The sequence below is a fragment of the Paenibacillus sp. FSL R5-0475 genome, assembly GCF_038004585.1.
Classification (GTDB): domain Bacteria; phylum Bacillota; class Bacilli; order Paenibacillales; family Paenibacillaceae; genus Paenibacillus_AQ.
Genome location: NZ_JBBORK010000001.1, coordinates 1,965,647 through 1,987,361, shown reverse-complemented (window position 1 = coordinate 1,987,361; position 21,715 = coordinate 1,965,647). Strand labels below are relative to the sequence as shown.

Sequence of the window (21,715 nt, the reverse complement as noted above, 5' to 3'; positions counted from 1 at the left end):
GACGACAATATGAACGGAATATGAACAAGTCAAAAAGGAGGCGTTATATCTGAAAGATATAAGCACCTCCTGGAGACATATTTAGATCAACAGCAAATCGGAATGCAACACCTTGGAATACTTCTTACAAGATTTAAAACGCTCATCGTATTATTTGTTGACGGTTACCTTGATGATATCACTTAGGGTCTCTCCCGCTGCATTAACCAGCTCCGCCCGGTATTCATAATTGCCGGAAGCGCGACCAGTGACGTCAGTTGTAGCGCTCTGCGCCGAAGGCGTGTTGGCGTTTAGCGCTTGCGTGTCGATCAGTTGCCCGTTCTCATAAAGGCGGTACTCTGTGGCATTAGTGCCCCACCACAGATTCATCGTTACTTTATAAGAGCCATCTCCGTCCCAGTTGTCATGGGCCAGGACCGGCTTGCCCGGTGCGGCATCGCGGATCGTCACCGTGAGCGGCTGGCTCTTGCTTGTGCCGTATTTGTTGGTAAGCTCCACTGTGTATATATAGGTGCCATTCGGCTTACCGTGAAGCGCTGTGCTTGCCGTCTGCGCGGACGGAGATACATCCTTCAGAGACTTGGAATCGATCAGTGTGCCATTCTCATAAAGCTTGTAGCTGGTAGCGTTATTGCCCCACCAGAGGTTCATGGTGACGGTAAAGTTGCCGTCACTGAGTCCATAACCGTAGCCGCTGTTCGAAGACAACACTGGCTGTCCAGGTTTGTCAGTTGCAAGCGCCGCTCCGCCAGTAATTTGGAACGTGTAGCTCTTTTCGGCAGTGTTGCCTGCGGCGTCGGTCACGACGTAGTTTACAGTATGGGACCCGGCACCCAGCTCCGCAGCATTCAGGGTCTGTCCGTCAGCTACGGGCTGTCCATCCAGCAGAAGCTGCTTGGAGGTGACGCCAGACAGATTATCTTCGGCAGCCAATACAAACTTAAGCTGGGCCTCCTCCTCCACATCTCCGACCGCATGACCGGACTCCGTCAGCTCGGCTGTCGGTGAAACCGTGTCGATATTAAGGCTCAGTGTCTTAGTTTCTTCCGCCTTTCCCTTGCCCGAAACCGCATGATAAGACAGCGTATGCCGTCCATCTTTGCTTACGACCAACGGAGTGCTGTATACGGCTTCCGCACCGCCGTTCAGCGAGTAATAAACCTTAGCTGTATCAGAGTCGGCCTTCAGGGTTACTTCGGTGGGCTGGTTCAACCAGCCGGCAGCGTTCGGATTTGCCGACAGGGTTGCCGTCGTTACCGGAGCCCCCACTTCTTCCACAATGCTGAAGTCTCCGAGACTTCTAGGTTTTAGTTGGTATACGTCTTTGAAGATCGCGGCTACGCCCGTAATATCGAGCTTCTGTCCTTCCGCATAAGGGAAGCTGTCTTTCGTGATGCCCGTCCGGGCATCCACGCGAATGTGATTGCTTGTCCCGCCATCGGCGATGACGTCAAATTCAAAGGAACCGCTTGGAGTGGCTGTGATAATATTCGTCACTTTCACGTCTTTAAGCTTGAGCAGCTGACCTTGATTGGTATCGTTCACAGCCGGTACGTTAACGGACTCGGGCAGCTTCGCAGTGCCGGTCTTCTCGATCTGCACAACTTCGGTCAACTCTAGCTCCGTATTGTACAGCGCCGTGGACGCTGTTACCTTGACCGTGTCGCCGGCATGGAAGCCACTTTGGCTCTGGTAGACATAAAGTCCGCCGGTCTCATCCTGCAGATAAAAGGTTTGCCCCCCGAAAATACCCGGCTCAGTCGTTACGATCCCCTCAACCGTCACCAAGGATCCAACAATCTTGGTCCGGGCTTCGCCGATGGAAACGGTCGCCGGAATCGGATCTTCCTCGTCCGGCAGCGGCTCTGCTGGGACGTTACCGAGCGTTACTGATTCGGTCTTCAGGTTCGTTCCGTTCTGGCGCAGACGCAGGTTGGATGCAGCCGTGGTGCCCGGTTTGATCTGCACGGTCAGATCTTTGTAGGCATGGCCGTTCAAGTCTGATGTCAGGCTAAAGTTGGCGCTGTAAGCATAGCTACTCGGCCAAGTGCCGTCACTGTTCTGGATCTTGGCGATCTGGGCACCGCTACTCACCTGGTAGATACCCAATTGGAAGCCTGATACGCTCGTATTGGCAGGGAGATTATCTGCGCTGACACGAATCTGGAAATCCTGCGCGTTCGGCAGCACCGTTTGGTGCGTGAAATTGTACACCGCACTTGCAGTAGCCGCCGGTCCGCCGTAAGAGCCCGCCTTGTAGCTGGTGCGGTCAAACCATTTGTAGCCGGCATTCGGAGCGGCCCATGGCTCTGGCTGCGGCTCGGTGGAAAGCGTCGGCTCTTCGAACGGCAGCAGTTGCGTCGGCTGATCCAGCGTCAGGCCACTTACCTTGGTGAAATCCGTATAGCTCTCTTGTTCGGCGAGCCAGTTAACGGTGTTCACCAGGAGCTCAGCATCGTCAGCCTCCTTGAAGCCATCGTAAGTCGTTTTTTTGGCACCGGTATCCTCGCGCAAATACTTCGGTGTGGCATCCTCGACTGGGGAGGAGTCGCCGAGAAAGGCGGCTTTGCCGGCACCTTTTTTCGCCACGGCCACATAAGGACCTTCCGCTACGCCGCCGCCATTGTAGACACCTTGGTCCACCGCGTTGCCCCAAGCATTGTTGGTTTTCGGCAGATAGACGATGCCCTTCGCCCGGGTCGGGTCGAGGATTGCCAGCGTGGAGCCGGCATGCATGGCTACACTTGATACTCCTGATGTAATACCGAAGGCCTGATCGGGAGCCACGATGTTGGTGGCGTTAATGTCACCGAGCGCATTGAAGCGGAACCGGACACCGAACTCTTCCGCCAGCCAGTCGGAGCTGACCACGCCTTGCATTGCCGCGGAACCGGCCTCTTCAGTGCTCATGCCTTTGGCCGGGTTGTCCCAAGCTCCGCGGCGGTAACCGTTGAATGCCTCATTGCCGTCCCAGCGGTTCTTATTGCGGTCCGCATTGTAATGATCTCCGATGAAGAAGATGCTGCCGCCGTTCTCCACGTATTCTGCCATAGCTGCCTGCTCGCTGGATTTATATGGAATGTTAGATTCGGCCACGACGAAGACGTCATAGCTGGAAAGATCGCCTAGCGTAATCGGAGTGGTCTTACGAAGCTCTTTTACGTAATAGCCTTCTTGCGCAAGCGCATTGCCAAAATCGGAAAAAGCGCCATCAATAACCCAGTCGGCCGCTCCGGCCGTCTGCGCGTGGGTATTGTCAAACAGAATTTTCTGGCCTGCATGCTCGTTGACCACTTTGGCTTCAATGAATGGGGCGGGGTCGCTTGGTCCCTCAGCGTATATCGCCGAGCCGGCTCCGAATGCGAATAAATGCAGGGGTACGGCAACAGATGCAACCAGCATGCTTTTTAGCAGCTTCTTATTCCAACCTGAACGCTTCTCCTTCATATTCTTCCTCCTTAAGATATAGATCGGTGGATTTTTCCATAATTGTCCACCGCTTTCGTCTAATATGCTATCTCATAAGGATTAGGAAAAACATAGATTTTTGTAAAGTGTTGTAAATTTATACTTTCGGCCTATACAGTGGGTGAAAACAAGGTCGAATCTTGGAAATAAGCTATGAAAAAAGTCTTAGTGATACTGGAGTTTGGGTCCGGAATGTCCTAAGTGATTCTACAAAAATATAACAACTTTCAGCGGCAAGTAAAGTAATAGACTGACCCTAGAATTAAAACAGCGACAAAACAGCGACAGCAAAGGACGAAAAATATAGTCCTAGACTGTCGCTGTTTAATTGAACTAACGTTTCATGTTAGTTTAGCACTATTTGATATATTAGCCCCTGAATGATTCAAATTATTGGAATCAGAAAATATAGAAGATGAGACCTTTGCCCTTCGCTACAGTTTGACTGTAGAAACGCCGGATTTCGTTAAAATGCTGAAGCATGTAAGCAAAGAACTCGTCCTTATCCTCGTCTGAAACAGTATCAGGATCTAGAGGATATACCTCGTTCTTGACCATGGCCGGGAAATTATACCGCAAACGGAGCTGTGCTTCAACCAGCGTAGACATAGCCTGAAGCGCTTCTGCAACTTGCTCGGCACGTAAGGAAAAAGCCCCGTATGAGCCAAAATCGATGGCTCTTTCTGACGTCAGTGGAACAACATAGCCAAGAGGCGCATCTCCATCGGAGATATCTCCACAAAGCAAGTAGTGAATCGCCTCCCAGGATCTATCAATGTCCAGTCCGGGATAATCGTCTATTTTCAAACTCTTCAATGCAATGTCTCCTACTGCGATTTTCTGCACCAGATTGTCATCCATTGCAAAGTAATAACCACGCATTCCCATGTTCTCAACCTTCTTTCCATTTTTAACCCCATAAATTTCCATGCACTGTTATTGTAAACTGCCTGTTAGCTGAGTGAAACATCGTCTATTGAAAAACGGTTATCACAACCAATATATAAAATCCCACTTTTTTCTCTTTTGAATGTACTTATAACAAATTTTACTGTGCTGAAGTACTGATTCATGAACTGTGTCCTACACTAGACACTAAAAAATCCCCCCATGTATACAGGAAGAGTTCACAATCACGTGATCTCATATATTCCTGACTATCATGAAGGGATTTTTGGCTAAAAAGTAGGCTCTGCTTGATGGAGCACATACTTCATTCGATTATTTATTGAAAGTAATCTTCTCCGAACCGTTCTCAAGAATGATCGAAGTGTCCCGCGGCTTTGTTTCCGCGATTTTGCGGCCGGCTTTGAACGAATAAAGTACTCCGGCCTGTTTACGAATGGTCTCATACTCGTTCTCTGCTTCAAGAACGATGAAGTTGGCAGGTTTACCTACTTCAATGCCGTACATATCCTCGATATTCAACGTTCTTGCACTATTTTTCGTAATAAGATCGATTGAATTTACGATTTGATCGTATCCGAGCAACTGAGAAGCATGAATACCCATGTGCAGCACCTGAAGCATATTGCCTGTGCCAAGCGGATACCATGGATCAAAAATGTCATCGTGACCGAAGCATACATTAAGTCCCGCTTCCAGCAGTTCTTTGACGCGAGTTAATCCTCTTCTTTTCGGATAAGTGTCAAAGCGTCCTTGCAGATGGATGTTAACCAGAGGATTGGAGACGAAATTTAGGTCAGCCATCTTCAGTAATCTAAACAATTTGTACGTATATGCATCATTGTATGACCCCATCGCCGTCGTGTGGCTTGCTGTCGTACGGGAGCCAAGCCCGCGTTCGTAAGCTTCTTTGGCTACAACTTCCAAGAAACGGGATTGCTCGTCATCGATTTCGTCGCAATGTATATCGATCAGACGGTCGTATTTTTCAGCGAGGTCAAACGCAACCTTCATCGAATCAACGCCATATTCTCTTGTGAATTCGAAGTGTGGAATACCACCCACCACGTCAACACCCATTTTCAGCGACTCTTCTAGTAATTCCACGCCGTTCGGGAAGGAGTGAATACCTTCCTGTGGAAAAGCGACAAGCTGGATGTCAATGAACGGTGCCATTTCTTCTTTTACTTCAAGCATCGCTTTTACGGCGGTCAAGCTTGGATCAGTAACGTCTACATGTGTTCGTACATGCTGGATACCCTGCGCGATCTGCCACTTCAATGCAGTTTTGGAACGCGTTTTGACGTCTTCATGCGTCAGGAAGGCCTTGCGTTCTGACCAACGCTGGATGCCTTCAAACAGTGTTCCGCTCAAATTCCATTCCGGCTCACCTGCTGTTAACGTTGTATCCAAGTGAATATGAGGTTCAATGAACGGCGGCAGCACAAGTGAGCCGTTAACATCAATTACTTCCTCATTCGCAGTTAGTTCCATTGATTGCGTGATAAGCTCAAACTTCCCATCTTTCACAACAATATTCCATAAACCTTCTTTACCCCGCAATTTTGCGTTCTGTATAATCATTTTTATTCCCCATTTCTTTGGATTCTTTCTTAGCAACGATCAGCATTATCACGGTGTATACAACCGCTGTTCCAATCAGTGCATTAAGTGGTGTTATTCCTGGAGCCAGCTGGGCGAAGGCCACGCCGATAACCCAAGCTACCATCGCGATCCAGTTTACATTTTTGAAGGTCATGTCGGCAAATGGTTTATAGTTTCTGCGCTTCACAATAAAATAGTCTGCGATGATGATGGCGCCGATGGACGGGATCGCCGCGCCCAGCACATTCAGGAAACCAACGAAATTGTTGTACATCCACATGGCAAATACGGTACCCACGATGCCGTTAACGATAACGAAAAACTTTTTCGAAATTTTAGTGATATTGGCAAAGCCCAGCCCGGAAGCGTAAAGTGCGTTATCGTTAGTTGTCCAGATGTTCAGCCCCAGTACGATGATCGCAGGAATGAGCAATCCTTGCAAGAACATGACCTCCGAGATATCTGCCAAATTATAAGCCATTGCGCCGACTGCACCGAAGAGAAACATAAGTGAGTTCCCTAGAAAGAACGAAATGACCGTTGCAGTAACCGCCTGCCGGGAGGTTCTGGCAAACCGGGCAAAATCGGGCGTCAACGTTCCGCCGCTAATGAATGACCCGATACAAATGGTCAATGCTGCTGCTGCGGTGAGCGACTCTGTTGGTGTGTAATCGAGCAACCCTTGCAGACCACCCAGCGTGTTTACTCCTTCGAACACTGAGTAACCACCGAGAATAGCAATGGCCGGAACTGCTATATAACCCAGAATGACGAGCGACTTCATGCCGAAGATGGCTGATGCCGTCATTGCGAGACCAAACACGAAGATCAAAAGGTACACATTCCAGTCCATCGCTCTGGCGACCGGTACCGCGAACATGGCTACACCGACACCGAACCATCCGACCTGTGTGAAGCCAAGCAGGAAAGAAGGAAGGTACGAGCCTTTTTCACCGAACGCATATTTTGCAAGCAAATGCGTGGAAAGACCTGTTTTGGCAGCGATATGTGCCAGTGCTCCGGTATAGATGCCGAGTGCCAGATTACCGGCAAGCACGATTCCAATGAACTCCATGAATGTCAAACTGACCCCTAACGTTCCCCCTGCCAACATGCTTGCGGAAAAGAAAGTGAATGCTAACATGACGGAGAACGTCTTTCCAAAATGATTTCTCTGCGTTTTCGGCACCGCTTGCCACGAAAACTCTTGATCCTGTTTACTCATCAGAATACCCCCAGTATAAAGTGTCCTGATACCAAAAAAGCAGAAACAAAAGAGGCTACTCGTCAGATCAAACTGACAAGTAGCCTCTTTTGTTCATCATAATCCGCGCTAAGACACAGAGCATCCCTTGACGGAATATGCCCTGCTTCTCACGTGATTATAAAAATCCGCTGTCCTTGTCAGCCTCTCTGGACTGAATTAAAGGTACCAGTATTCAATTACATTCTATTATTTTAGAAAAACCTATAGATGTCAATGTCATTAATATCCATTGATATAAATCCTCTTTTGAATGCTGCGCTTGGAATTATTATGTGGATGAGGTCGACCAAGGCACTTGCTCATAGTACAAAGCCTTATGTGGTACCGGACAACCTCACTCTCGGAGTTCCTCCACTTCCTATCAGGAACGGCCTGATCCACAGTCCAAACGGAGCGGTTATTTAATTTATTCAGGAGGTGGATTCCGTTTCGCTCAGATGTGCCATATCTATTAAATTATTTAGTAGTGCCAAGTAATAGATTAACAATCGTATCCAGCTGAAGCTCTAATGAAAAAGGGTCCTCCATAACGAATTCATCATGATAGTTATCACCATACAAATAAACTTTGCCATTTTTCACTGCAGGGATGCCTTTCCATATGTTACTTTCCATTGCTTTATTTGTTGCATCAGCATCGCCATTATAAACAAAAACATAATCCCCTAAGTATTCTGGGAGCACTTCAAGTGAAATCGATTCAAACCCCTCAGCCATATTTTTTGCACTTTCTGTTGGAGGCAGCTGCAGCATATTGTATATAGTGGAAGAACCATAGTTTCCTCCCTTTGCCGCTAAGACGTATACCGCTTTTTCTGAAAATGAAACAACCGAAACGGTTTCCCCTTCCTTAATAACACCGGCGAGTTTCGACTTTGCTTCAGCTACTTTCTGTTCGTATTCCGTAATCCATTCTTCTGCTTCTTTTTCTTTTCCGAATATCTTGCTTACACCCCTGAATTTATCAAGCGGCCCTGCGGTTGATAACCCCTCCCAATAAGGCAGAAAAACAGTCGTTCCAATCTTCTCATATTGTTCTATGTTCTCATCGATTGAACCGATAATTAAGTCCGGATCTAGCATCGTTAATTTTTCCAGGTTTAAAGGAAAATCTCCTAGATCTTCAATTTTCTCGATCGTTTCTTTCGGAATGTCCGCCTTCTCCATCCAGCCTTCATCCAGCATAAACGTTCTTGCTCCGATGGGTACAATTCCTAATTTCAATAAATGCCCCATATATTGGTCAGCCGCTACTCTTTTCGGCTCTGTTGGTACTTCCACATCTCCCTTAGGCGTTGATACTATTCGAGTGTTCGTACTTTCTTCTGATGTTGCTTGATTTACGGTTCCATTCCCATTACTTTGTTCCTTCGTAGCAGTACCCGTCCCACTTGAGCAAGCACCTAATAATAGAGAACTGCAAAGCAGTAAAGCTGCCGTCGTCTGAGATTTTGTCATTTTAAACATATGTAATTCCCCTTTTTCCGTATTATGATAATGATTATCATTATTAATATACTGTTGAACGATGTGTTCAAAAATAAAGGATGTGGGGAAGTTTGATGGACTTTCAGCAACTTTATGTGCCTGTATCTCTCTTGTTCTAAAATGTGCAGGGGATACACCTTTTCTTTTCTTAAAAATTCGGCTGAAATAATAAACGTCTCTATAACCAACGCTTGCTGCAATTTCCCCGACAGAAGCCTCTGTTGTCATTAAAAGCTCTGTTGCACGTTCAAGCCGAAAACGAATTAAGTAATCAATCGGACTCATACCTGTGTACTCTTTAAACAATGATGACAAATGATAAGCACTGAAATTAAATACTTCCACAAGAGAATCTAATGTAATTGGCTCCGCATAGTATTCCTGGATATAGGTAATTACTTGGACTGCAACACTTGTTTGTTTCACCTCAGTCTCTTTTCTATGTATTTCTTTTAAAACCTGATCAATGAATTGATAAAACAGTGATTTAACATGGAGCCTCTCTTCTTGCTTGTTCCATTTTTGGTGCATCATTTGAATTTTGTTATAAAGTAAAATGGGTGCATCAGGGGAAAAACAATATTGTATTTGGAAGGGATCCTCTTCATGAATCCATGCACGGTAGTAAATGATATAGTAAACAAATTTTTTGCTTGTCGGAACAATATTGAGGGTCGCCCCTTTCCCGCTATGGAGAATTTGAAATCCTGTAAAAGAAAATTCGGCCTGATCTAACTGAACTTGAGCGCTCCCATGTACCGAAAGTAAAAATATACTGGCAGGAATCTTATATTTTTGACGAATTTCGCCTTGAACCATTTCAATTTGGCGTACATCCAATAACTTGACGGTCGCTTGATCCCATAGAAATATTTGATTGTTGATGTGCATAATGACTACCCCTCCGTTATCTGTCTAATGATCATCATAAATGATAACCATTATCAATAACAGTTGTCTAAAGATAATAAAGGTCTAGACTGAAGAAAACTGCTAAAATGTAGTTAATGTATAATGTAAATATCCCTCATAAACAAAGGAGAACTGAAAATGAGAAAACTCGTTCTATTTCTTCACGCATCGCTTGACGGTTTTGTAGAAGGGCCGAATGGTGAAATGGACATTGGCTGGGTTTCCTACGATGCTGATTTGGAGAAACATGCGAAAGAAATTCTGAGTACTGCCGACACTGTCCTTTGGGGACGTGGGACTTATCAGATGATGCATAATTACTGGCCATCTGTGCCTTCGAACCCATCAGCTTCGCAGCATGAACGGAATCATGCCGAGTGGATCGAAAAGACAGCCAAAATCGTTTTTTCCACGAAGCTGGAGGAAGTCGAATGGAATAATTCCAGACTCGTGAAAGAAGATGTCGAGAAAGAGATCAATAACCTCAAACAGCAGCCAGGCAAGGATATGGTCATCCTCGGCAGTCCTAGGTTCGCACACCACCTCATGCAGCTTGATTTAATTGATGAGTATAAAATTACGGTTTCTCCCGTTCTGATCGGTAAGGGATTGCCGTTATTCCAAGGTCTCAAGGAGAAGATCAATCTTAAGCTAATCGAAAACAAAACCTTTGATTCTGGAGCCATAGGCCTCGTTTACCAGACGGTAAGATGATCTTGTCACTTAAGGTGATTATGCTAACGGGGAACGTTATTGGAACGACAACAGCTGCAGTCTAATACTTTATTTTCACCAAACAACAGGTCAAGATATTTAGCTAAATAACAAAAATCCGATCACCCTACAGGGAGCGATCGGATTTTTGTATAATAAATTATTGTTCAGCCGCCAATTGCAGAAAATGATCTGCAGCCAAACGGACAGCCAGGATACTTGCACTGTTTAGTGAATTATCAAAGATAAGAACATGATTGTTTTTTACTGCTTCAAGTGAGTTCCACGCTTTTGAAGTTTCCTTCTCCTTGATGGCCGCCTTTGCGATATCCATATCATGCTGGATAATAATATAATCGGGATTCATGCTGTATAGACCCTCCAGAGAAAGAGCCCCGCCCTCCTCGGGATATCCCTTTGGTGGCAACAACCCAAAGCCCACTGTTTGATTGTAGTACATCGTGTTTTTAGAGCCTTGAGCATTAAAATTGGCTTTTCCATCGACCCGTAGCAAGGCAAAGGTCTTATTTTCAAGACTATTTAACTGTTTTTTCGTATTGGCTATCATTTCTTGTGTTTCCTTAATGGCTTGTTCCGCTAACGTCTCTTTTCCAACAATCTGAGCACACAGCATCGTCGTTTTTTCCCAGGTATCGGTGTAGTCAATTAAGATGACAGGTGCAATCTTATTCAACTCATCATAATTGCTATCAACAGAACCCTTGAAGGTTACAATCACATCAGGCTTTGCATCCATGATCATTTCCAGATTCGCATTGCTATTGCCCAAATCAATAATCTCAGCAGTTCCGGCATAAGGCTGTAAAGTAGCGAAATCTTTCATTGCTTCAGCTGCGTTAGTTGATGCGCTTGGAGGCGTATCTAGAGCAAAAAAGTAGTCCAAATACAAAGGATGAAGAACCGCTATCCGCTCAGGTCGTGTCTTGAGCACCACTCCATTGTCGCTGGCATCTGCAATTGTTCTTGGCCATCCCGCTTCCTCGATCTTGCCGACTTCAGGTGCAGATGTGACTGAAGTTTCGGAACATCCAGCCAGTAATCCTGCTATTATAATTAAGGATGCAATCCATCCAAATAGTCTATTCATTTGGCTCCCCCTTGAGTTGTTATCATTACTATCTGTATAAATGCTTCATTAAATCACGATTTTTCTGTATGAACAGGTCATTGTGCGAAGACACCATCCCGGTCGAATTTGCCTCCGGCGTGATGTATTGTTTGGCCTGGTTTACTGCATTGGCAGAATCCTGGAACGCTCCCGCTATCAGGTGCAGCTTTCCTTCATGATGCAGAACATCACCTGCCGCATAAATGCCCGGCACGGATGTCCCGCTCATTGCTGATCCTGAAATCCGATGTTCCCACAGATCAATTTTAATTTCACTGTTCACCAGCAGTTCTTTGTCGCGTTCATAACCGTGATTAATGATGACCTCATCAACGGACAGCTCAAATGCTTCTCCGTTGTCATTGCTTTTTAGCAGTACTGTCCCTATTTTTTCGTGATCCGGTGTGGCAATCAATTTTTCGATTGAAGTATTTAACAAGCACACTACGCCATTGTTCGCCAAGCGTGAAATATCGGCTTCATGCCCCTTTAAGTTCTCTTTCCGGTACGTTAAATACACCTTCTTGGCAATCAGGGCCAGTTCGTTCGCCCAGTCAACAGCAGAATGTCCGCCACCCGATATTAGAATAGTCTTCTCTTTGAAGCGGGCAAGTGACTTCACCGTATAATGCAAATTTGTAATTTCAAATCTTTCGGCACCCTCGATTTCAAGCTTGATCGGCTTCAGAATGCCTCCTCCAATGGCCAATATTACAGTTCTAGTGAAATGCTTCCGGTTTGCGGCCGTGTGCAATATAAAGTAACCTGCTTCATCTTCCGAGATGGATGTGACCTTTTCATTAAAAGCAACCTCCGGCTGGAACGTCATCCCTTGCGCAACCATTTGTTCAATAAGCTGCGAGCCAAGAATAGGTTGTAAGCCTCCCACATCCCAGATCATCTTTTCCGGATAGACATGCACCTTGCCGCCAAGTACAGGCTGAAATTCAATGATTTTGGTCTTCATTTCGCGGAGTCCACTATAAAATGCAGCAAATAATCCGGCCGGACCGCCGCCAATAATCGTAACATCAAACATTTCCTCTTCATGCATCGTTCAATCGCCTCAACTCTCTTTTTTATATCCCTAGATGCTCACGAAAAGTGCACCCCGTATATTCACTTCGGAACAAGCCTCTCTCAACCAGCTTCGGAACCAGCTTCTCAAAAAACAGTTCCATAGATTGTTCTGAACCGCCCGGCAAGGCGATGAAGCCATCCATAGCCCCCGCTTCAAACCGCTCAATAATATCGTTCAGTACATCCTCGACTGTCCCGACAGATACCCAATGAGCAGATCCGACAACCTCCGGCCTGTCCAGGATCTCTTTCACTGTAGGCTGGTTTTTGATAATATACCGCCGCAATAGTTCGGCATGTGTCCGGCTGCGGACGGCCTGATTTGGATCGGGTAACATATCAGCAGTTACACGCCTATCTATGGAATAACCGGTTAAATCAAGACCTAACACCGATTTAAGCGAAGCATGTCTGCGCTCAAGACTTAAATTTGCATGTGCGGTCTTATGTAATTCAAGCGCTTCTTCGCGTGTATCAGCCAGGAAAAAATATAAGCCCGGCAAAACTCTGATGGCATCCGGATCACGTCCCTGCTCTGCCGCTCTTTTTCTCAGATCATTTCTTAGCTCCACTCCTGATTCGATATCCGGCATTGCTGCAAAAATAGCATCTGCAACGGAAGAAGCGAAATTCCGTCCAATATCCGAAGCGCCGGCTTGAAATAGCGGAGGCGTTCCTGACCTGTGAGCAGGCAAAGTAAGTGGTCCTTTTACACTGAAAAATTCACCGGAATGATTAATAGCAGTTACTTTATCCTTATCCGAGAACATACCCGACTGACGATCGATAACAATCGCTTCATTCGGAAAACTCTCCCACAGCTTGCATACAACATCCGTGAACTCTTTTGCCTTGGCATATCTCTCTTCCGGTGAAGGCATAGGTGAATCGCTGAAATTATCGGCGCCTTCAATAGAAGTGACAATATTCCAGCCAGCACGTCCATTGCTCAGCCAGTGTAAAGACTGAAGCTGTCTTGCTACAACATAAGGCGGATTAAAAGTGGTAGAAATCGTCGTCACTAGTCCGATCCGCTCGGTTTCACGGGCTATCGCTGCAAAAAACAATGCAGGGTCCGGACTGCCGAAATTAGAGGAATCCCCTAACATCTGCGGGCTAACATACAGATAATCAGCCCTGAATAGAAAATCGAGCTTAGAATTCTCCGCCATTTTTGCCAAATCAATATAATATTCGATAGACCCCATCTTTTCGACTCCGCTATCCGGGTGCCGCCAGCCGTCTCCTTTCATCCAGGTTGCATTTAAGGACAACCCAATACATAATTTTCTGTTTCCTGTCATATCTACCAGCCTTTCATTTATAAATCAATTTACTGATAATGATTCTCAGTTACAAGGGTGAGTTTATCAAAAATTTAAATAAATTCAAATGTACAAATCTCAAATTCTACATGCATCATTATTTAATCTAAATAAAAAAGTCTGCACTTCTGGTTCATCACCAGTAGCTGCAGACTTAATTCAAGTATAAGAAACTCGATATGTATATTATCTAATTATCTATAGGCAGATGGAGCAACACCGAATTTCTTTTTAAATAATCGGCTGAAATAGAGCGGATTGTCATAACCGACACGGTCCGCAATCTCGTGAATAGGAAAATTGCCTGCTTTGAGTAAGTCACAGGCTCGTTCCATACGATAATTAACGACATAGTCGATTGGACGCAGCCCCGTGTATTTGTGAAAGAAGTAAGAAAAGCGGTTCGTACTCATTGCATGCCGTTCCGCTAACTCACCGAGTGTAAGTGAATTCATATAATGGAGTTTAATGTATGCAAGGGCTTCATCAACCATCTTTTGATTCGGTGAACTGTCGTTCTCTCTGTAACTGCAAGCAATCAGAACCTGATGCATTAGGCTTAAGAACAGCTCTTTGATACGCAGCTTTCCAATTTCTCCGGATGGATGGGTATTCTGATGAAGCATGATTAGTAATTCAATAATTTTTAGATTGGCTCCTGGCTCCAGCTTGAAATGAGAGTCAAATTCGGTAGTACAATTCATTTCTTCTGGCATATCCAATTTATAAAAAAGGGAGTAATACTCAAGTTCTGATTGTCCTATAACCTGCGAATCCATTTGCATACCTGGAGCCGCATGAAAAACTGACCCTGGCCGTAATTCATATACGGTTCCATTCACACGTATTCTGGCTCCTCCGCGAATGATAAACAGAAATCCATGCTTAACGGTGGTAAATTCACTTAATAAACTTTTGGGCTGGATGACTAATCTGCTTCTATCTTCTATATCATAGACACCTTTAGTAAATGCCTTTGCTAATTTGTCCAAATTTATCAATGTTCTGCACCTGCTTCTGTTAAAATCAGATCCCATTCTGATATTTATTTAAAATAGTATAGACAAAAGCGTGCGAAATTGCTAGAAGTGTAGTAGATATTCTACTGTACATTGCACTCAAGAAGATGCTCAGGAGATTTTGGTTGAAAATATGCCGTCTTCATTACAATCAATTTGAAGAAGTTCATCCTGTAAAATCCAAACATCAGTGTTTTCAACAAAGAAATGAAATCCGCCAATGGATTGAACCCATGCGGGATCGATCGGTGTAGCACTTGCATTAATTCCAACAGTGAAGGCATCTAAGCCTCCACCGGAATATTTTGCATAAATTCTTACATATTGGCCCTCTTCCAAATCCCATTCATTCTTAAATGAATCCAATGCTTTTTCGGATACTGCAAATGATATCATTCCTCTTCTCTCCTTTCTGCTGTTTAATCACATTTTTTTATTTCGCCACGATAATTGGCCATTCTGAAACTGGCTCCGCATCCACATGAAGCTTTTGCATTAGGGTTATTCATAGTGAATCCGCCTACCATTCCACTCTCTTCATAGTCAATTTCAAGCCCGTCAATATATGGGATACTATTCGGGTGAACCAATATACTAAAATCCTTTTTATTTAATACAATGTCCTCTTCTGCCTGCTGTTCATCTACGACTAGGGTGTAGGATAATCCACTGCATCCCCCTTCATCAACACCCACTCTAAGGAATGGATTTCGGATATTCGCACTTAATAAGATTTCGGCGATTTTTTCTGATGCCTTATCACTGACCTCGATGATCATTGTAAACTCCTCCTTCGGTTATTTGTTTTTCAAACCTAAAGATTGGATACCCTTTCCTATCTTGATATACGTCCTATGGATAGTACAAAATAACGTGGGCTGAAAATGCTTTGATGATTAGACGGCATGAAATGTGACTTCCAAGAAAATTGGTATGTATACATCGTATCCGGACACTTAGTAAACATTTTTGTTTATAATGTCTAAGCTACAGTTCAGCTTTGACTTTGTCAACATTTTTGTTTAAAATGTAGTCTGTGATGTAGATTTAGTAGCTTCAAAAGGAGGTGCACCTTGAGCCGAAATCATACCAAAAAGGATGTCTCAACCAAGACCCGAAGAGCGATCATTGATTTGTTAAAGCAGCAAGGGGGCATGGATGTTGTGACACTCTCCTCCCAATTTTTGCTATCTGGAATGGCTATTCGTCAACATTTGAATGCGCTGAAAGAAGAAGGGTTGGTAACTAACAAAGAAGAGTCCCGTCCCATGGGTCGCCCCACCAAGCTATGGATCTTAACACCCGCGGCCGATCGGTTTTTTCCAAGCGGATATTCGGATTTATCCGTCAGTTTGATCAATTCCATGAAAGAAGCTTTCGGAAATGAGGGGCTGGACAAGCTGCTGGCTGTTCGAAATAAGAATATGCAAGAACAATATCTTCAGCATCTTGGTGATACAACAGACGTTAGAGAGAAACTGGAGAAACTGGCTGAGATTCGAACAAATGAAGGTTATATGGCCGAGGTTAAGGAGCAGGATGATGGCAGTCTTTTATTCATTGAGAAACATTGCCCGATCTGTGAAGCTGCTGCTGTATGTACCGGGTTATGCAAGAATGAGTTACATCTATTTAAAACTGTTCTAGGAAATAATGTTCATATTGAACGGGGGGAGTACATTTTAGCGGGAGGAAGAAACTGTGTATATACGGTTAGGCAAAATAAGCTGCTGTTTTAGCGACTTTTAAAGGGACTATGTTCTTGTCCCTCGATCTTAAAACCAGCGGTACGACGGATGAAAGAACCAGCCGCCTATGAGATTTATGGGAAGTATCTCATTTTTTCAGATTATCGAATACACTACCCCAATGTCCCAGGAATAAGGTGTATAATCAGCAATCACGACCCTCAGATACAAACCCCAAAATCAGCTTCTTCATTACCGGAAGAAAGCTGATTTACTGGCAATCTCTAAAGATAAGGGTTCCTTGTTAACCCTGCTACCGGTATGCGTTCTTCTGCTGCTGCCCCGCTGTTGCCTTCTTTCTTCTGCAGTACAATCGTGAATTCACCTATGCCCGGAACGTAGATACGTGCTACAGAATGCTCTTTGTCCATGCTCGACAACAGAATCATGATTTCTTCTGCCGATGTTATTTCCATCGTATAATTCACCCCCCTGCGGTAAGATGAAGAACAGAATTTAGAGTGTACTAAATTCTTTGTCCTTGCCTCCTACGGATTGACACCGATTGAGAACGGACGTGCACCTACAGGAATAACACTAATCACAGCCTGGGTAACCCCATCAATGACCGATACCGTGTTATCATCCTGATTGGTGATATAGATGCGGTTGGTCAATGGATTAACTCCTGCACCATTTGGGTTATTCCCGACCGGAATGGTAGTAATCACCGTATTCGTTAATCCGCCAATCACCGACACATTGTCGTCATCCCGGTTTGGCACATAGATGGCATTGGTTGATATGTTCACTCCCAATTCAGCCGGAGTCGTTCCTACAGGCAAGTTAGTTATCACTGTATTGGTGGCTCCATCAATGACTGAAACGGTGTTACTGGTGAAGTTCGAGACATAAATTCGGTTCGTTAAGGGATCAACACCGACCCGGAACGGGAATCTGTGTAATAACCATATTCGTAGCCCCGTCAATGACGGTAACAATATCCGAGTTGAAATCAGCTACATAAATAGTATTGGTTAAGGAATTCACGCCGATCCCCGTTGGAAAAGGAGAACCGCCGGCGGGAATAATGGTAGTCACGACAGTGTTGGTTAATCCGTCAATGACAGTAACAGTATTATCATTAAAATTGGCAACATAGATAGCATTGGTAGAGGTATTGACCGCGACTGCACCTGCTCCATCCCCGGCAGGAACGGTGGCCAGCACCTTATTGGTCTCTCCGTCGATAACGGATACGTTGTCGCTGTTCAAATTAGCAACATAAATACGATTGGTTAACGGGTTTATGGCTACTCCCGCAGGATTCACGCCTACAGGGATGACTACTATCACCGCACCTGTTACTCCGTTGATCACAGAAACATCATTGCTATTGAAATTGGAAACATAAATGCGGTTAACGGAGCCTGTGGCTCCCCTATTTTCAGCTCCTAGCAGCTCGGATGAGACAAGACGGTGGGCGGTAACCAGCTCCCCGGCTGAGTTTTTGCCCCACACGGAGATTTCCGTTTGCAATTCAGCGAGACCTTCCGTTGTAAAGACAAACTCAAAGGCATCCAGATTGGCAAAGTAATTTCTTGTGATCACCTCGTCTGGAGAAGCCGTAATAAGCTCGCTTACATACAAAGTCCTTGTGAGGGTTAAATTGTACCCTTGGATCAGAATAGCGGACTGATTCAGCGCATCCCGGTTATCGATCTTGACCGTCACCTGCTCAGTAGGCCTGACACCGCTCACAGCACTATTATCAATAGGTCCTGATGATAAAATTGCCATTCTAACGAATCCTCCCTTAATTCCCATAATTAAAGATTTAAAAAAACTAGCAGTCTCTCTTTAACGTATGTAAGAACTGTAGTTGGGACTGGACTATACTATAGCTAGAATTTGCTTATGCCTCCTATAGGACCAAATCCGAATATTAAGCAAGTCAGATTCATCAAAAATGCGCTCACCCGCCCATATTACTCGAGTCTGATTGTCCTATAATCTGCGAATCCATCTGCATACCTGGAGCATCATGAATGTTCGAACGGGTTTATCAGAAAACCAAATCGAATGAACAAGGCAACTTTTCACAGCGCACGGTTATCAGCAAAATTGATCTGTTCACCCATGGAAGAAAACTACCAGAGGATTATTTTGACTCTGTTTATTCGATTTATGCTATAAGCTGGACAACCGACCTTTAGCTGGAGTGCTTCTTACCTTAAAAAAAGATGGTCTCACCCTATACACAAATGTGTTTATAAAGAAAATGATATGCTAGTTTTTAAAAATTGTTATTTCGATGAACCTTGGTGTTCAGTATCTCTTGACGAAAGTACGTTAACATTATCGGATCCATTTGTCATTGAGCAAATGATTGAGCAATCTGATGATAACTTATGCAGTCGCGGGACGATAAAAGCGATTTTTCAAAAAAAGCAAAGATGCTTCCTGTAACTTCTGTAATTAAAGCAAGAAAACTCTAGCATCCGATACCTATTGAAACAACACCTTACAACGTATTAATTATATAAAATAAGCCGATCCAGAAAAGATCGGCTTATTTTATAATTTTTTCATGGTCAATCTTGTCTGTTCTCAACAGATTTCATGCGGTTTTGATCGTCAGGCACTCGATCATTACTGAATTCCTGGCCTGCTTCTACTTCACCATGACCGGAAACACTTCGGGCAAAATTTGTGAACTGCCTTTTTTGCTCATCTAGCTTGTGTTTACTCTTAAGAAGCTCCTGCGGATCCTGATTTGTCATAATGCTATCCTCCCAAAATGGAATCATGCAGTTTATTCGCACTACAGAAGTTTTCCATAATAGAGCGGAGCTTATGCAAGAATTTCAAATACTTTATTCAAAACAAGGTATTCTAAAACAATGATCCCAACGCAAAGAATAATAAAAAACTGAAGTCTTGCCGTATTCATTCTATCCTTCCAATACTCTCCTCGGAATAATGAAACGATGTTAGGTGTAAAAGTATGTCTAATCGTTTCGTTATAATCATCATTATCCACAAAGAACACGCGAAACAATACTTTATATACTGGAATATTTAAGAACAGTAGAAAAATGATCATCACAAGATCGAGACTCAATTTACTCGCCTCCCAAGATTCACTTATCCTAATTTTACCACATAAATAACTCTAGACATTGTAGGTCGATGACATTTTTATAATTGCTCTATTCAATAAAAAGACCACCATTCGATACTCTAATTGGTAATATCATTGTATCCACCGAGAGAAAGTTTCTTTTATAGAAACTTTCTCTCTTTATTTGAGCTTATTCAAGTTCTCTCTTAATATTGACCTACATAAAGGAGGTGAAAGTATGAATTCAAAAATCCTAATAGCACTAATGTCACTTGCACTAAGTGCTTTTGCCATTGGAACAACAGAATTTGTTATTGTTGGTATTCTGCAAGAGGTAGCTTCTGATCTTGGCATATCGGTTACGCAAGCTGGGACTCTGGTGTCTGGGTATGCAATTGCCCTTGCTATTGGAACCCCGATTATCGTTGTTATTACAGGTAAATTCCCTAAAAAAGGATATCTACTGTTCCTCATGATCGTATTCACTGCAGGGAACGCTCTGGCAGCATTAGCTTCTACCTATTCCATTTTGCTCTTAGCAAGGATAATAACAGCTGTTGCACATGGTGTGTTTTTCGCTGTTGCAGCTACAGTGGCCGCAGATATGGTCCCTACTAACAAAAAAGGCACCGCCATCTCCATCATGTTCACCGGGTTAACCGTCGCTACCATTCTAGGTGTTCCCCTTGGGACATATATCGGTCAGGAATTTGGATGGCGGATGTCATTTGCGGTGGTTGCAGTATTAGGACTAATAGCTTTGTTTGTCACTATTATTGCCGTGGAAAAAATTCCGCGTTCAATTCACTCACCGAGCCTTAGAGATGTTGGTAGTCTGATTGCCAACCCACGTATCATCGCTGCACTGCTAATGACAGTACTGGGTTTCGGCGGAACCTTCGCCTTATTTACGTATATCTCTCCTATCCTTAAAGAGATAAGTGGATATTCAGCCTCGTCTATTTCATGGCTGCTGTTGGTTTACGGAGTTGCTGTGGCAATTGGGAATATTATTGGGGGGAAATTAGCAAATGGACATCCTGTAAAGTCGCTCCGATTTGTATTCCTGTTTCAGGGCATTGCTCTGCTGTTGCAAATATGGCTGCTACCCATCAAGACGCTCACCATTTTATCCCTTATATTAATGGGGTTCTTCGCTTTTATGATGTCTTCCGGCGTACAGGCTTACATTCTAATGCTTGCAGAAAAGCTGGTACCTTCTGCTAAGGATGTCGCTTCTGCATTAAACATCTCTGCATTTAATATTGGGATAGCTGCTGGTTCTACATTAGGTGGGCTTGCAGTAGACCATTTGTATATTATGGATACTGCCTGGATCGGTTCAATTATGGCTGGATTGGCTTTTTTACTCGCAGCTATAAACTACAAAATGGATAAGAAACAGAATCTTTATGTTGAGGAGAGAGGATAAATGGATTTAAAAGCATTAGACCTATTAGAGAAGGAATTGGAATTCACAAGTTTTAGCCATCAAGATGCACTCGCTATTGGCAACCGGATTGTGCAGTGTGCCCAAGATAACAAAGTAGCGGTGGCCGTGCATATTGAACGTAACCGAGTTCCCGTGTTTACGCATCTAATGGATGGTACTTCGGAAGAAAACTACGAATGGTTATTTCGCAAAAAACGGATCGTTGATCATTATAACCGAAGTTCTGCCTACATTGAGCAACGCTTTATCCAAAGTGGTGCTTCTCACACAGAACACTCCCTGCTTTCCACGTCAGAGTATCAAGCTGTGGGTGGTTCTATTCCCATCCGTGTCAAAGGTGTTGGCGTTGTCGGGTCCGTAACAGTCGGAGGTTTGACCGGCGAGTTAGATCATGCTTATGCAGTTGAGGGCCTTCACCTGTTTTTAAAAGGCGAATAAGTGTCATAGTTATGGTCATGACCATAACTACTTTAATATAAATGAGAGGGTTAGGCGTAAAGCTCAAGCCCTCTCATTTTCATTCAAAATAGTTCATCA

The 21,715-nt window shown here is 44.2% G+C and carries 21 protein-coding genes and 1 pseudogene; 5 read left to right on the top strand and 17 right to left on the bottom strand.

The genetic code is table 11. The features are described from left to right. Nucleotides 1–150: 150 nt before the first annotated feature. The 5 genes from MKX41_RS08705 to MKX41_RS08685 form a co-directional block, all read right to left on the bottom strand. Nucleotides 151–3,447, bottom strand: a complete 3,297-nt coding sequence (locus tag MKX41_RS08705) for a chitinase N-terminal domain-containing protein (protein ID WP_445671308.1) — start codon at nt 3,445–3,447, stop codon at nt 151–153. 420 nt (nt 3,448–3,867) lie between these two features. Further along, entirely contained in the window at nt 3,868–4,356 is a 489-nt protein-coding gene (locus tag MKX41_RS08700; protein ID WP_076299813.1) for a YfbM family protein, read from the bottom strand. A 333-nt stretch (nt 4,357–4,689) separates the two neighbouring features. Further along, complete coding sequence (locus MKX41_RS08695) at nt 4,690–5,958, bottom strand: cytosine deaminase (RefSeq protein WP_340969650.1); 1,269 nt, start codon at nt 5,956–5,958, stop codon at nt 4,690–4,692. Beyond that, complete coding sequence (codB, locus tag MKX41_RS08690; RefSeq protein WP_042188419.1) at nt 5,927–7,204, bottom strand: cytosine permease; 1,278 nt, start codon at nt 7,202–7,204, stop codon at nt 5,927–5,929. The genes MKX41_RS08695 and codB overlap by 32 nt, the downstream gene beginning before the upstream one ends. A gap of 498 nt (nt 7,205–7,702) precedes the next feature. Beyond that, the gene (locus tag MKX41_RS08685; RefSeq protein WP_340969646.1) at nt 7,703–9,625 is read right to left on the bottom strand and encodes an AraC family transcriptional regulator; all 1,923 of its coding nucleotides are present in this window, start codon (nt 9,623–9,625) and stop codon (nt 7,703–7,705) included. Nucleotides 9,626–9,784: 159 nt separating this feature from the next. Here MKX41_RS08685 and MKX41_RS08680 point away from each other — a divergent pair, with 159 nt between their 5' ends. After that, entirely contained in the window at nt 9,785–10,360 is a 576-nt protein-coding gene (locus MKX41_RS08680; RefSeq protein WP_076283724.1) for a dihydrofolate reductase family protein, read from the top strand. A gap of 160 nt (nt 10,361–10,520) precedes the next feature. Here the strand turns inward: MKX41_RS08680 and MKX41_RS08675 are convergent, their stop codons facing one another. The 6 genes from MKX41_RS08675 to MKX41_RS08650 all read right to left on the bottom strand — a co-directional run bounded on the left by MKX41_RS08675 (nt 10,521) and on the right by MKX41_RS08650 (nt 15,692). Then, nucleotides 10,521–11,468 carry an ABC transporter substrate-binding protein gene (locus MKX41_RS08675; RefSeq protein ID WP_340969644.1) on the bottom strand — a complete coding sequence of 316 codons (948 nt, stop codon included), beginning with the start codon at nt 11,466–11,468 and terminating at the stop codon, nt 10,521–10,523. Between the two features lie 28 nt (nt 11,469–11,496). Beyond that, nucleotides 11,497–12,543, bottom strand: a complete 1,047-nt coding sequence (locus tag MKX41_RS08670; protein ID WP_076299807.1) for an NAD(P)/FAD-dependent oxidoreductase — start codon at nt 12,541–12,543, stop codon at nt 11,497–11,499. Between the two features lie 25 nt (nt 12,544–12,568). Beyond that, a complete protein-coding gene (locus MKX41_RS08665; RefSeq protein ID WP_340969641.1) occupies nt 12,569–13,873 on the bottom strand; it encodes an NtaA/DmoA family FMN-dependent monooxygenase in 1,305 nt (434 codons plus the stop codon). A 215-nt stretch (nt 13,874–14,088) separates the two neighbouring features. After that, a complete protein-coding gene (locus MKX41_RS08660) occupies nt 14,089–14,895 on the bottom strand; it encodes a helix-turn-helix domain-containing protein (protein WP_340969639.1) in 807 nt (268 codons plus the stop codon). Nucleotides 14,896–15,024: 129 nt separating this feature from the next. Further along, the gene (locus MKX41_RS08655; RefSeq protein ID WP_340969637.1) at nt 15,025–15,309 is read right to left on the bottom strand and encodes a HesB/YadR/YfhF family protein; all 285 of its coding nucleotides are present in this window, start codon (nt 15,307–15,309) and stop codon (nt 15,025–15,027) included. 23 nt (nt 15,310–15,332) lie between these two features. Next, the gene (locus MKX41_RS08650; protein WP_370510539.1) at nt 15,333–15,692 is read right to left on the bottom strand and encodes a HesB/IscA family protein; all 360 of its coding nucleotides are present in this window, start codon (nt 15,690–15,692) and stop codon (nt 15,333–15,335) included. Nucleotides 15,693–15,986: 294 nt separating this feature from the next. Between MKX41_RS08650 and MKX41_RS08645 the strand changes: the two genes are divergently transcribed. Then, nucleotides 15,987–16,652 (top strand): helix-turn-helix transcriptional regulator, encoded by a 666-nt coding sequence (locus tag MKX41_RS08645; protein ID WP_340969635.1) that lies wholly within the window; start codon nt 15,987–15,989, stop codon nt 16,650–16,652. 233 nt (nt 16,653–16,885) lie between these two features. Here MKX41_RS08645 and MKX41_RS08640 read toward each other — a convergent pair whose 3' ends face one another. The 4 genes and pseudogenes from MKX41_RS08640 to MKX41_RS08625 all read right to left on the bottom strand — a co-directional run bounded on the left by MKX41_RS08640 (nt 16,886) and on the right by MKX41_RS08625 (nt 18,401). After that, nucleotides 16,886–17,077, bottom strand: a complete 192-nt coding sequence (locus tag MKX41_RS08640; protein WP_076299803.1) for a hypothetical protein — start codon at nt 17,075–17,077, stop codon at nt 16,886–16,888. Between the two features lie 72 nt (nt 17,078–17,149). Beyond that, on the bottom strand, nt 17,150–17,458 hold the full coding sequence (locus MKX41_RS08635) for a YncE family protein (protein WP_340974846.1): 309 nt from the start codon (nt 17,456–17,458) through the stop codon (nt 17,150–17,152). 3 nt (nt 17,459–17,461) lie between these two features. Next, nucleotides 17,462–17,590, bottom strand: a pseudogene (locus MKX41_RS08630) (hypothetical protein); the annotation flags it as partial. Continuing rightward, nucleotides 17,535–18,401 (bottom strand): YncE family protein, encoded by an 867-nt coding sequence (locus MKX41_RS08625; protein ID WP_340969630.1) that lies wholly within the window; start codon nt 18,399–18,401, stop codon nt 17,535–17,537. The gene MKX41_RS08625 and the pseudogene MKX41_RS08630, both read right to left, overlap by 56 nt. Before the next feature lie 248 nt (nt 18,402–18,649). Between MKX41_RS08625 and MKX41_RS08620 the strand changes: the two genes are divergently transcribed. Then, nucleotides 18,650–18,817, top strand: coding sequence for a hypothetical protein (locus tag MKX41_RS08620; RefSeq protein WP_340969627.1), 168 nt, complete (start codon nt 18,650–18,652; stop codon nt 18,815–18,817). A gap of 378 nt (nt 18,818–19,195) precedes the next feature. Here MKX41_RS08620 and MKX41_RS08615 read toward each other — a convergent pair whose 3' ends face one another. Beyond that, a complete protein-coding gene (locus MKX41_RS08615; RefSeq protein WP_339264768.1) occupies nt 19,196–19,384 on the bottom strand; it encodes a hypothetical protein in 189 nt (62 codons plus the stop codon). A 71-nt stretch (nt 19,385–19,455) separates the two neighbouring features. Next, complete coding sequence (locus MKX41_RS08610) at nt 19,456–19,725, bottom strand: hypothetical protein (RefSeq protein WP_149645694.1); 270 nt, start codon at nt 19,723–19,725, stop codon at nt 19,456–19,458. A gap of 238 nt (nt 19,726–19,963) precedes the next feature. Here MKX41_RS08610 and MKX41_RS08605 point away from each other — a divergent pair, with 238 nt between their 5' ends. Together MKX41_RS08605 and MKX41_RS08600 are read left to right on the top strand one after the other, a co-directional pair. Then, complete coding sequence (locus MKX41_RS08605) at nt 19,964–21,157, top strand: MFS transporter (RefSeq protein ID WP_340969624.1); 1,194 nt, start codon at nt 19,964–19,966, stop codon at nt 21,155–21,157. Then, a complete protein-coding gene (locus tag MKX41_RS08600) occupies nt 21,158–21,616 on the top strand; it encodes a heme-binding protein (protein ID WP_339795820.1) in 459 nt (152 codons plus the stop codon). Nucleotides 21,617–21,715: the final 99 nt, after the last annotated feature.